Below are 11844 nucleotides of genomic sequence, written 5' to 3' on the forward strand. Positions count from 1 at the left end.
CGATACAGGTGCATCGGAATTAATTGAACAGATGCTCAGTTTTTAATTCATTCAAATTCGCCAGCTTCACATTGGCCAGCGCCCAACGCGCGTCATCCGCGTACTCGGCGGCAGGCACTACAATTGAACGCATGCGCGCGGCTTTTGTAGCTATCATGCCATTAAACGAATCTTCCAGCGTCACGCAGTTCAGCGGGTCCACGCCTAACTTCGCGGCCGCATCCAGATAAACCTGCGGATGAGGTTTGCTGTACGGCAGAGCTTCGGCTGAAGCAATCGCGTCGAAGTACTTGCGCAGGTCGAACATCTCCAGCACGCGCTCCAGCATCAACAGCGGTGAAGCGGAGGCGAGGGCGATGTTTAATCCCTGCTGCTGGCAAAGTTGCAATGCCTGTTCAACACCGGGCAGCAAGGGACGCGTCTCCTCAACTAATGCTAATGCGCGTGCAATGATACGTTGCGTTACTTCTGCCTGATCCGGGCCGCTCCACGGCAAGGCTTCGTACCACATGCGAACGGTTTGATCGATGCGCAGACCCAGCGTATCGGGCAGTTCATGGCGGCGTGTGATATCCACGCCGAGACTCGCAAACACATCCAGTTCTGCCTGATCCCACAAGGGTTCAGAGTCGATCAGCAATCCGTCCATATCAAAAATAGCGGCCAACACCGGGCGACGATAAGACATACAACAGCTCCGTTTGAAATTTGCCCTACCTTACCATGGGCAGCAGGGAAATCCGACTCACGGCAGGTTACGCATTTTTCAGGAAAAAATGCCGTAGTGCAGGTAGACTTAGGGCAAAACTACTGTATGTGAAGGGAGACACCATGACTTACCAACAGGCTGGCCGCATCGCCATCCTTAAGCGAGTGGCTGGCTGGGTAATTTTTATTCCAGCGCTGCTATCCACCATCATCTCGATTCTGGGTTTCATGTTTAAACACAGTGAAAAACAGCCGGGAATTGATGCAGTGATGCTGGATTTTGTCCATGTCATGGTCGACATGATCAAGTTCAACACGCCGTTTTTGAACATGTTTTGGCAAAATTCGCCAGTACCTGAGTTTAATGGCGGTGCCAATATTGGCTTCTGGATCATCTACATTCTGATTTTCGTCGGGATTGCTTTACAGGCATCTGGCGCGCGTATGTGGCGTCAATCACGTCATATCAAAGAAGGCATTGAGGATCAGCTGATTCTCGAACAAGCCAAAGGTGTGGATGGGCGCACGCGTGCGCAACTGGAAGAGAAAATCCATATACCGCGTCATACCATTTTGTTGCAGATTTTCCCGCTCTATATCCTGCCGATTGCCATTGCCATCGCCGGTTATTTTGTCCTGAAATTACTGGGCATGCTGTAAAGCGTCAGGCCGGTCTGGCCTGACGTTGTCCTAGCGCATCTTCATTTAATAGCTGGTCAATCGCGAATTGTGCGGCGTTTGTCCAGTTACCTGCAAACACGTTGGCGCGATTAAGCAAATAATAAAGCTGATACACCGGCTGCCGTTGTGAAAACCCTTCTGCCAGTGGCCATATCGAGTGATATCCCTCGTAAATCTGGCGCGGCAATTCGACGTAGTAATTCAACATCGCGAGATCGCACTCCCGATCGCCCCAATAGCAGGCAGGGTCAAACAGCCATGGTCCACTGCTGCTGTCCGCGCAATTAGCAGGCCATAAGTCGCCGTGTAGTAAAGAAGGCTCAGGATGATGATTAGCCAGCGCGCGTTGTACGCAATCGACGATCAATTCGGTATTGCCATATTGCACCCCTTTCTCAGCGGCCAACTGCAGCTGCCAGCCAATACGCTGTTCAGCAAAGAATACCGACCAGCGGCGTAACCAACTGTTAGGCTGGGGGGAGGTGGTGATGTTGTTGTCATAGTCGAGGCCAAACTGCGGTTGCTCGCTCCATTGATGCAGACGAGCTAACTGCTGGCCAAGCTGGAAGGCACTAAGTTCGTTTAGCGCCTCTGGCTGAATATACTCCAGTAGCAAAAAGCTGCTGTCGCGGTCATTACCAACGCCATACACTTTTGGCACCCGGACCGTCTGCGTCCGCGCCAGCAAGCCCAGCTGGTCAGCCTCCCAGCTAAACAGGGTGAGCATATCGCGCTTATTACATTTGACGAAAACGTCGAGATCGCCATAGCGTAGGCGCCAGGCGGGATGCACATCGCCACCGGGAAGTTCATAACGTTCAGTGATTTCAGCTTCACCGGCGTGTTCGCTTAACAGACGACTAATGGCTGACCACATGGGGTAATCCTCTATTTTCGCTGCGTCAAATGGATTGTAGCGCTCAAAACTTCAGCAAAACCAGCGGCGCTGCGATTATTTGTGGCACGTCAGAGTTTTGCCTTAAGAAATTCTTCCAATGTGATGATTTCCACCTCCACTTTGCGATGTAAGGCAACATCTGCCAGCCCGGCGGCGTGTTCCGTAATCTCATGTTGTTCCAGGGCACTGATGATGCCGAAACTATTGGTTCCCAGTTCATGCGAATGGCCTTCATCATCGTGAAGCGTGGTGGTGTAGCCGCCGCTGACCATCACGCTGTTGAGGGATTGAAGATCCCCAAGGCTCTCATCGGGGTAACTTAGCGTGACAATGTAACGTTTAAGGTCGTGGTCACTCATCATTCACCTCATTGTAATGGAACAGATTTCAGCGTAGACCAGCGCTGCGGATAGAGCGAATTCTGCACAATTGAGGTCAGAAAGAGAGGTGTAAATCTGCGTCAGCGGGCTTCAGAAAATTCTTGTAGCAATTGGGCTGCTATTTCGCTAATTGCCTCTTATAATGCGCACCGGTAATGGGAAAACTCCTATTAACCATGCGGTTCCAACGCGGAACCTGGCATTTCTGGCACCTTCATACTTATTTACAAAACTTACCGTAAATTGCATTGATTGGCTGGGAAAACTCTTCAGACTCACTCTTTTTTAAACTGTCGTACGGGTCACATTTAATGAAAGCCTTTAATAAGCTGTCCGCTGTTTTATTGCTCTCTGCTGGAGCATTTTGTCACCAGGCATTTGCAGATAACACCGTTTTTACCTCTATGGATGACCCTTCAACGGCAAAAAAACCGTTTGAAGGCAGCGCGTCAGCCGGTTATTTGGCACAGACAGGGAATACCACCAGTTCATCTTTGAGCGCGTCAACCAATATGACGTGGTATCAGACCAACACCGCTTACAGTTTGTGGGGCAACGCCGCGAACAACTCATCTAACGATGAGCGTTCCTCAGAGACTTACAACATCGGTGGTCGTACCCGTTACAACATGAACAGCGCGGACTATCTGTTCGGTCAGGCGAGCTGGTTGAGCGACCGTTTTAACGGTTATGACGCACGTGATGTAGCAACCGCAGGTTATGGTCGCCAGATCCTGAACGGTCCGGTTCATTCGCTGCGTGCTGAATTCGGTCCTGGTGTTCGTTACGATGACTTCCATGAAGGTGGTCACGAAACCAAGGCACTGGGTTACGGTGCTGTGAGCTACCAGTGGCAGCTGACCGATACCACCAAATTCATCCAGGGTGTTTCAGTGTTAAGCAGCTTCGGTGAAGATACGACCCTTAACTCTGAAACCGGTTTGCAGGTCGCCATCAACGATCACTTCGCTCTGAAGCTGGCGTATAACGTGACCTGGAACAACAATCCGCCGGAATCTGCGCCGGATCGTACCGATACCAAAACCACCATCCAGCTCTCCTACGCCATGTAAGCAAGCTGTGATGAAAAAAACCGCTGCCGGCTTGTGCCTTGCAGCGGTTTTTTTTTATCTCCCGATGGCTTAGCGCATTTTTCACGGGTTTAGATCGCGAGCGAAAGCTGCTATTATCTCCGGCGCTTTACATTCCTGGCGTCATTCCGACAACGTGGGTCTGACATTACGCCGGGTTACACAAACAGAACTCAATGTTGCATGTAGGCTTTCGTGTGGCTTACCACTGCAATTAAGGATATGAAATGCCAGTAATTACTCTTCCTGATGGCAGCCAGCGCGTCTTTGACCGTCCGGTCAGCGTGATGGACATCGCGATGGATATCGGACCGGGCCTGGCGAAAGCCTGTATTGCCGGTCGCGTAAATGGCGAGCTGGTGGATGCGGTTGATCCGATCACCGAAGATGCTCAGGTGGCAATTATCACCGCCAAAGATGAAGCCGGTCTGGAAATTATTCGTCACTCCTGTGCGCACCTGTTAGGGCATGCGATTAAACAGCTGTGGCCGAAAACCAAAATGGCGATTGGTCCGGTGATCGATAACGGCTTCTATTATGACGTCGATCTCGAACACACCCTGACGCAGGAAGATCTTGAGCTGCTGGAAAAGCGTATGCACCAGCTGGCTGAGACTAATTACGATGTTGTGAAGAAAAAGGTGAGCTGGCAGGAAGCACGTGACGTGTTTGCTGAACGTGGCGAAAGCTACAAAACCACCATTCTTGACGAAAACATCAGCCACGACGATCGTCCTGGCCTGTATCAACATGAAGAATATATCGACATGTGCCGTGGTCCGCACGTGCCGAACATGCGTTTCTGCCATCACTTCAAACTGCAGAAAATCTCCGGTGCTTACTGGCGCGGCAACAGCGACAACAAAATGCTGCAGCGTATTTACGGTACAGCGTGGGGCGATAAGAAGCAGCTGGCTGCTTATCTGCAGCGTCTGGAAGAAGCGGCGAAGCGCGATCACCGTAAAATCGGTAAGCAGCTCGACCTGTATCATATGCAGGAAGAAGCGCCGGGCATGGTGTTCTGGCACAACGATGGCTGGACTATCTTCCGTGAACTGGAAGTGTTCGTGCGCACCAAGCTGAAAGAGTACGACTACCAGGAAGTGAAAGGTCCGTTCATGATGGACCGTGTGCTGTGGGAAAAAACCGGCCACTGGGAAAACTACAAAGAAGCGATGTTCACCACCTCTTCAGAGAACCGTGAATATTGCATCAAGCCGATGAACTGCCCAGGCCACGTTCAGATCTTTAATCAGGGTCTGAAATCTTACCGTGACCTGCCGCTGCGTATGGCTGAGTTTGGTAGCTGCCACCGTAATGAGCCATCAGGCGCATTACACGGCCTGATGCGTGTCCGTGGTTTCACCCAGGATGATGCGCACGTCTTCTGTACCGAAGATCAGGTCCGTGATGAAGTGAATAGCTGTATTCGTATGGTGTACGACATGTACAGCACCTTCGGTTTTGAAAAAATCGTGGTGAAACTGTCGACCCGTCCGGAAAAACGTATTGGTACCGATGAAATGTGGGACCGTGCGGAAGTGGATTTAGCAGAAGCGCTGAAGGAGAACGAGATTCCGTTCGAATATCAGCCAGGAGAGGGTGCCTTCTACGGCCCGAAAATTGAGTTTACCCTGTACGATTGCCTCGACCGCGCATGGCAGTGCGGCACCGTTCAGCTAGACTTCTCCCTGCCAAAACGTTTGGACGCCACCTATGTGGGCGAAAATAACGATCGTCAGACGCCGGTGATGATTCACCGTGCAATTCTCGGTTCAATGGAGCGCTTTATCGGCATCCTGACCGAAGAGTTCGCGGGCTTCTTCCCGAGCTGGCTGGCACCGGTGCAGGCTGTGGTGATGAATATTACCGACAGTCAGGCAGATTATGTCAGCGAATTGACAAAGAAATTGCAGAAAGCGGGCATTCGTGTCAAAGCAGACTTGAGAAACGAGAAGATAGGCTTTAAAATCCGCGAGCACACATTACGTCGCGTCCCTTATATGCTGGTTTGCGGTGAGAAAGAGGTGGAAGCAGGCAAAGTTGCCGTGCGCACCCGCCGTGGTAAAGACCTCGGGAGCATGGACGTAGATGTGTTTGTTGAGAAGCTGCAACAAGAGATTCGCAGCCGACATCTTCACCAATTAGAGGAATAAGGTTATTAAAGGCGGAAAACGAGTACAACCAACGCGTCCGAACCGTATCAACGGCGAAATCCGTGCTACCGAAGTGCGCTTAACTGGCGTAGACGGCGAGCAACTTGGCATTGTTACATTGCGCGAAGCAATTGAAAAAGCCGAAGAAGCTGGCGTAGATTTAGTTGAAATCAGCCCGAACGCCGAACCGCCGGTTTGCCGTATTATGGATTACGGCAAGTTCCTTTATGAAAAGAGTAAGTCTTCTAAGGAACAGAAGAAGAAGCAGAAAGTTATCCAGGTCAAGGAAATCAAATTCCGTCCTGGTACCGATGATGGCGACTATCAGGTCAAACTACGCAACCTGATTCGCTTTCTGGAAGAGGGCGATAAAGCCAAAATCACGCTGCGTTTCCGCGGTCGTGAGATGGCGCACCAGCAGATCGGTATGGAAGTGCTTAACCGCGTCCGTAAAGATCTGTGTGAAGACATGGATCTGGCGATTGTCGAGTCCTTCCCTTCGAAGATCGAAGGTCGTCAGATGATCATGGTGCTCGCACCGAAGAAGAAACAGTAGGCCTTCAAGTAATAATGCCGCGCAGCGCTCGCGCTGTGCGGATTTTTATTCGCCTATCTGATTCATTTTATTAACAATGCGAAGTGGATATTTGTAAAAATGCCAAAGATTAAAACTGTCCGTGGCGCGGCTAAGCGCTTCAAGAAGACCGCTTCTGGCGGCTTCAAGCGTAAGCACGCGAACCTGCGTCATATTCTGACTAAGAAGTCTACCAAGCGTAAACGTCACCTGCGTCCGAAAGGCATGGTGTCTAAAGGCGATCTGGGTCTGGTTATTGCCTGCCTGCCGTACGCATAAGTAAACTTTTTATAAATCTGCCTGAATACTTTGCGTACTGCAGGGAATAGGGCATCACAGAATATGATATAGGAGAGCTCACATGGCTCGCGTAAAACGTGGTGTAATTGCTCGCGCACGTCACAAGAAAATCTTAAAACAAGCTAAAGGCTACTACGGTGCACGTTCACGTGTTTACCGCGTTGCTTTCCAGGCTGTTATCAAAGCTGGTCAGTATGCTTACCGTGACCGTCGTCAACGTAAGCGTCAGTTCCGTCAACTGTGGATCGCGCGTATCAACGCTGCGGCCCGTCAGAACGGTATGTCTTACAGCCGTTTCATTAATGGCCTGAAAAAAGCCTCTATTGAAATCGACCGTAAGATTCTGGCTGACATCGCTGTATTCGATAAAGTGACCTTCACGGCACTGGTCGAAAAAGCAAAATCAGCTCTGGCGTAAGTCAGATGAAAAAGGGAGCTTGCTCCCTTTTTTATTGCCTGCAACTCACGCAAAAGATTGACATTTTAACCGCTGGGCTTTTCAATAGTGCGGTTTCTATCAAGACAAGGTAACGCAAGCATGCACGCTGCTATTTTCCGTTTCTTTTTTTACTTTAGCGCCTGACAATCAGGGGCTTTTGCGCATAAGAAAAGAAACGAAAAATCGCGCTGAAAGCCTCCCTCGTGGAGGCTTTTCTGTTTCTGGCGACACTTAATCGGATCTCACGGTCCTTACAAGAACTGACCAGCCCGGCTGGAAGAAGAGGAAATCATGTCCCAACTCGCAGACCTGGTGGCCCGTGCCACGGCCGCTATCGACGAGGCGGCGGATATCGCCGCCCTGGACGCCGTGCGCGTCGAATTCCTGGGTAAGAAAGGGCATCTGACGCTGCAAATGACCACCCTGCGTGAGCTACCAGCAGAAGATCGTCCGGCAGCAGGCGCGGTAATCAACGAAGCGAAGCAGCAGGTTCAGGACCGCCTGACCGAGCGTAAAAACACGCTGGAAAGTGCTGAACTGAATGCGCGCCTCGCCGCTGAGACCATCGACGTCTCTCTGCCAGGCCGTCGCGTTGAGAACGGTGGTCTGCATCCGGTGACCCGCACCATCGATCGTATTGAAAACTTCTTCGGTGAGCTGGGCTTTGCGGTGGTTACCGGTCCGGAAATCGAAGATGACTATCATAACTTCGACGCACTGAACATTCCTGGCCACCATCCGGCACGTGCTGATCACGATACCTTCTGGTTCGATGCCACTCGTCTGCTACGTACCCAGACGTCTGGCGTGCAAATCCGCACCATGAAAAATCAGCAACCGCCGATCCGCATCATCGCGCCAGGTCGCGTATATCGTAACGACTACGATCAAACGCACACCCCAATGTTCCATCAGATGGAAGGTCTGATTGTCGATAAAGACATCAGCTTCACCAACCTGAAAGGCACGCTGCACGATTTCCTGAACAACTTCTTTGAAGAAGACCTGCAGATTCGTTTCCGTCCTTCTTATTTCCCGTTCACCGAACCGTCCGCGGAAGTGGATGTGATGGGTAAAAATGGCAAGTGGCTGGAGGTGCTGGGCTGCGGCATGGTGCATCCAAATGTGTTGCGCAATGTGGGCATCGATCCGGAAATCTATTCTGGCTTTGCTTTCGGCATGGGGATGGAGCGTCTCACCATGCTGCGTTATGGCGTGAACGATCTGCGCGCCTTCTTCGAAAATGATTTACGTTTCCTCAAACAATTCAAATAAGGGCAGGTTATCCAATGAAATTCAGTGAACTCTGGTTACGCGAATGGGTAAATCCAGCCCTGGACAGCGCTGCGCTGTCTGAGCAAATCACCATGGCCGGCCTGGAAGTGGACGGCGTGGATCCGGTCGCCGGAGCCTTCAATGGCGTGGTGGTGGGTGAAGTGGTGGAGTGCGGCCAGCACCCGAACGCGGACAAACTGCGCGTAACCAAAATCAACGTGGGCGGCGAACGCCTGCTGGATATCGTCTGTGGCGCGCCAAACTGCCGCCAGGGCCTGAAAGTCGCAGTGGCTACCGTTGGCGCGGTGCTGCCAGGCGATTTCAAAATCAAAGCAGCGAAACTGCGCGGTGAGCCTTCAGAAGGCATGCTGTGCTCTTTCTCTGAGCTGGGTATTTCCGACGATCACAGTGGTATCATTGAACTGCCTGCTGATGCGCCTATTGGCACTGACATCCGCAGCTACCTGCAGCTGGATGACAACACCATCGAAATCAGCGTGACGCCAAACCGTGCCGATTGCCTCGGTATTATCGGTATCGCGCGCGATGTGGCAGTGGTCAACGGTTTGCCGCTCACCGAGCCAACGATTGAGCCGGTTAAAGCGACCATTACCGATACCTTCCCGATCCGCGTAGATGCCACCGCCGCTTGCCCGCGTTATCTGGGCCGCGTGGTGAAAGGCATTGATGTGAAGGCGGCAACGCCACTGTGGATGCGCGAAAAACTTCGCCGCTGCGGCATCCGTTCTATCGATCCGGTAGTAGATATCACCAACTACGTTCTGCTGGAACTCGGTCAGCCGATGCACGCCTTTGACCTCGACCGCATTGACGGCGGCATCGTGGTACGCATGGCGGAACAGGGTGAAGTCCTGACTTTACTGGATGGCACCGAAGCCAAACTCAACAGCGATACGCTGGTGATTGCTGACCATCAGAAAGCGCTGGCGATGGGCGGTATTTTTGGTGGTGAGCACTCCGGTGTGAACGAAGAAACCCAAAATGTGCTGTTCGAGTGCGCCTTCTTTGAACCACTGGCGATCACCGGCCGTGCGCGTCGTCAGGGCTTGCATACCGATGCGTCGCATCGTTATGAGCGTGGTGTTGATCCGGCTCTGCAATTCAAAGCCATTGAACGCGCAACCCAACTGCTGCTGGACATCTGTGGCGGTGAAGCGGGCCCGGTTATCGATCAAACCGACGCCAGTAAACTGCCTGAGCGCGCCACCATCACGCTGCGTCGCGAAAAACTCGACCGCCTTATCGGTCACGTGATCGCCGATGAGCAGGTCACCGATATCCTGACGCGTCTCGGCTGCGAAGTGACCGTAGGCAATGGCGAGTGGACAGCCGTTGCGCCAAGCTGGCGTTTCGATATGGCGATTGAGGAAGATCTGGTTGAGGAAGTGGCCCGCGTATACGGCTACAACAACATTCCAGACGTGCCGGTGAAAGCCAGCCTGATTATGACGAAGCATCGCGAAGCGGATCTTTCGCTGAAGCGCGCGCGTAACCTGTTGGTCGATAAAGGCTATCAGGAAGCGATTACCTACAGCTTCGTTGATCCAAAAGTACAGCAGTTGCTGCATCCGGGTGAAGAAGCGCTGATCCTGCCAAGCCCGATTTCCAGCGACATGTCCGCAATGCGCCTGTCACTGTGGACCGGTCTGCTCGGCGCCGTAGTTTATAACCAAAATCGTCAGCAAAGCCGTGTACGCCTGTTTGAGAGCGGTTTGCGCTTTGTTCCTGATACGCAGGCCGATCTCGGTATCCGCCAGGATCTTATGCTGGCGGGCGTTCTGAGCGGTAATCGCTACGAAGAGCATTGGGATCTGGCGCGTCAGACAGTTGACTTCTATGATTTAAAAGGCGATTTAGAATCGTTACTGGATTTGACCGGTAAACTCGATGAAATTTCTTTCCGTGCAGAAGCCAATCCGGCGCTGCATCCAGGACAGAGCGCGGCAATTTATTTACGCGGCGAACGAATCGGATTTATCGGAGTGGTTCATCCGGAGTTGGAACGTAAGCTGGATCTCAACGGCCGCACCTTAGTGTTTGAACTGCTTTGGAATAAGGTCGCAGACCGCGTCCTGCCTGACGCGCGCGAGATTTCACGCTTCCCGGCGAACCGTCGTGATATCGCTGTGGTAGTGGCTGAAAACGTGCCCGCAGCAGATATCATCGCGGAGTGTAAGAAAGTTGGCGTAAATCAGGTAGTTGGCGTAAACTTGTTTGACGTGTACCGTGGTAAGGGCGTGAACGAGGGCGAAAAGAGCCTCGCGATTAGCCTGATTTTGCAGGATACCAGCCGGACACTCGAAGAAGAGGAGATTGCCGCGACCGTTGCCAAATGCGTTGCGGCATTAAAAGAGCGATTCCAGGCAACCTTGAGGGATTGAACCTATGGCGCTTACAAAAGCTGAAATGTCAGAGTACCTGTTTGAAAAACTCGGGTTGAGCAAACGCGATGCCAAAGAGTTGGTTGAGCTCTTCTTTGAAGAAGTTCGCCGCGCGTTGGAAAACGGAGAACAGGTTAAACTGTCCGGATTTGGTAATTTTGATCTGCGTGACAAAAACCAACGTCCGGGCCGTAACCCGAAGACGGGGGAAGATATTCCTATCACTGCCCGCCGAGTGGTGACCTTCCGTCCGGGACAAAAGTTGAAAAGTCGCGTTGAGAACGCGACACCGAAGGACGCTGACTAATTTCAGTATGACAAAAAGGCCGCTTAGCGGCCTTTTTTATTGGCTGTAAAATAGCCGTTCTGCGCAATCTTTCCATAATGTCAGGATTTCGTAAGTATCCGGAAAATAGGATGAAAATCGGCACTGACTGATAGTGACTGCGGCAATCCATTTGTTATAACAGCGCCATCACATAACAAGGGGTATTGCTGATGAAAAAGACAGCACTTTTACTGGGCATCCTGTTAGGCATGCCGCTGCTGGCGAGCGCCAATGTTTCCGTTAACATCAACACACCGGGTGTTTCTATTCATATCGGTGATCAGGATAAGCGTGGCTACTATTGGGATGGCTACGACTGGCGTGCGCCAACCTGGTGGAAGCAGCACCACAATCAACGCATCGGTACCAAAGGCCCGCACGGTTACTGGAACGGTAACGGCTGGCAGTCACAGCATCCGGGCAATGCTCCGCGCCACGATAACAAACCGCAGCCGCGCGACCAGCATCATGACCAGCGTGATAACCACGATCAGCGTGACAATCACGGTCAACCAATCCCGCCTCATCAGTAAGCTACGCTCAGCGGCACCCACTCGGTGCCGCTTTCTTTTTGCCACAATCCCTCTACAATCAAATCTCTGTTTTCTCAGC

Annotated in this window: 14 protein-coding genes and 1 other annotated feature; of the genes, 11 read left to right on the forward strand and 3 right to left on the reverse strand. The window is 51.9% G+C overall.

The genetic code is table 11. The features are described from left to right. Positions 1–19: 19 nt before the first annotated feature. Positions 20–688, reverse strand: a complete 669-nt coding sequence (hxpB, locus tag ACXI0A_RS10275) for a hexitol phosphatase HxpB (RefSeq protein WP_476149039.1) — start codon at positions 686–688, stop codon at positions 20–22. A gap of 143 nt (positions 689–831) precedes the next feature. Here hxpB and ACXI0A_RS10280 point away from each other — a divergent pair, with 143 nt between their 5' ends. Continuing rightward, the gene (locus ACXI0A_RS10280) at positions 832–1368 is read left to right on the forward strand and encodes a YniB family protein (RefSeq protein ID WP_476149037.1); all 537 of its coding nucleotides are present in this window, start codon (positions 832–834) and stop codon (positions 1366–1368) included. Between the two features lie 4 nt (positions 1369–1372). Here ACXI0A_RS10280 and ACXI0A_RS10285 read toward each other — a convergent pair whose 3' ends face one another. Further along, positions 1373–2266, reverse strand: coding sequence for a fructosamine kinase family protein (locus tag ACXI0A_RS10285; protein ID WP_476149035.1), 894 nt, complete (start codon positions 2264–2266; stop codon positions 1373–1375). 89 nt (positions 2267–2355) lie between these two features. Further along, positions 2356–2649, reverse strand: coding sequence for a type V toxin-antitoxin system endoribonuclease antitoxin GhoS (gene ghoS / locus ACXI0A_RS10290; RefSeq protein WP_476149033.1), 294 nt, complete (start codon positions 2647–2649; stop codon positions 2356–2358). Positions 2650–2978: 329 nt separating this feature from the next. Between ghoS and ACXI0A_RS10295 the strand changes: the two genes are divergently transcribed. The 10 genes from ACXI0A_RS10295 to ACXI0A_RS10340 all read left to right on the forward strand — a co-directional run bounded on the left by ACXI0A_RS10295 (position 2979) and on the right by ACXI0A_RS10340 (position 11765). Further along, entirely contained in the window at positions 2979–3740 is a 762-nt protein-coding gene (locus tag ACXI0A_RS10295) for a DUF481 domain-containing protein (protein WP_224928893.1), read from the forward strand. A 245-nt stretch (positions 3741–3985) separates the two neighbouring features. Continuing rightward, a complete protein-coding gene (gene thrS / locus ACXI0A_RS10300; protein ID WP_476149031.1) occupies positions 3986–5914 on the forward strand; it encodes a threonine--tRNA ligase in 1929 nt (642 codons plus the stop codon). 4 nt (positions 5915–5918) lie between these two features. Next, positions 5919–6470 (forward strand): translation initiation factor IF-3, encoded by a 552-nt coding sequence (gene infC / locus ACXI0A_RS10305; RefSeq protein ID WP_036621995.1) that lies wholly within the window; start codon positions 5919–5921, stop codon positions 6468–6470. A 99-nt stretch (positions 6471–6569) separates the two neighbouring features. Beyond that, positions 6570–6767: a 50S ribosomal protein L35 gene (rpmI, locus tag ACXI0A_RS10310; protein WP_004157374.1), complete on the forward strand. Its 198-nt coding sequence runs from the start codon at positions 6570–6572 to the stop codon at positions 6765–6767. An 82-nt stretch (positions 6768–6849) separates the two neighbouring features. Further along, positions 6850–7206, forward strand: coding sequence for a 50S ribosomal protein L20 (rplT, locus tag ACXI0A_RS10315; protein ID WP_283227692.1), 357 nt, complete (start codon positions 6850–6852; stop codon positions 7204–7206). 115 nt (positions 7207–7321) lie between these two features. Beyond that, positions 7322–7447, forward strand: a sequence feature (Phe leader region). Then, positions 7327–7371: a pheST operon leader peptide PheM gene (gene pheM, locus ACXI0A_RS10320; protein WP_121626058.1), complete on the forward strand. Its 45-nt coding sequence runs from the start codon at positions 7327–7329 to the stop codon at positions 7369–7371. Its footprint overlaps the feature before it by 45 nt. A gap of 71 nt (positions 7448–7518) precedes the next feature. Further along, positions 7519–8502, forward strand: coding sequence for a phenylalanine--tRNA ligase subunit alpha (gene pheS, locus ACXI0A_RS10325; protein ID WP_224928887.1), 984 nt, complete (start codon positions 7519–7521; stop codon positions 8500–8502). A 14-nt stretch (positions 8503–8516) separates the two neighbouring features. Further along, positions 8517–10904, forward strand: coding sequence for a phenylalanine--tRNA ligase subunit beta (gene pheT, locus ACXI0A_RS10330; RefSeq protein WP_476149029.1), 2388 nt, complete (start codon positions 8517–8519; stop codon positions 10902–10904). A gap of 4 nt (positions 10905–10908) precedes the next feature. Then, positions 10909–11211 (forward strand): integration host factor subunit alpha, encoded by a 303-nt coding sequence (gene ihfA, locus ACXI0A_RS10335; RefSeq protein ID WP_007892687.1) that lies wholly within the window; start codon positions 10909–10911, stop codon positions 11209–11211. A gap of 191 nt (positions 11212–11402) precedes the next feature. Further along, complete coding sequence (locus ACXI0A_RS10340) at positions 11403–11765, forward strand: DUF2502 domain-containing protein (protein ID WP_200571613.1); 363 nt, start codon at positions 11403–11405, stop codon at positions 11763–11765. Positions 11766–11844: the final 79 nt, after the last annotated feature.

The sequence above is a fragment of the Pantoea sp. C1E2 genome (assembly GCF_056491465.1).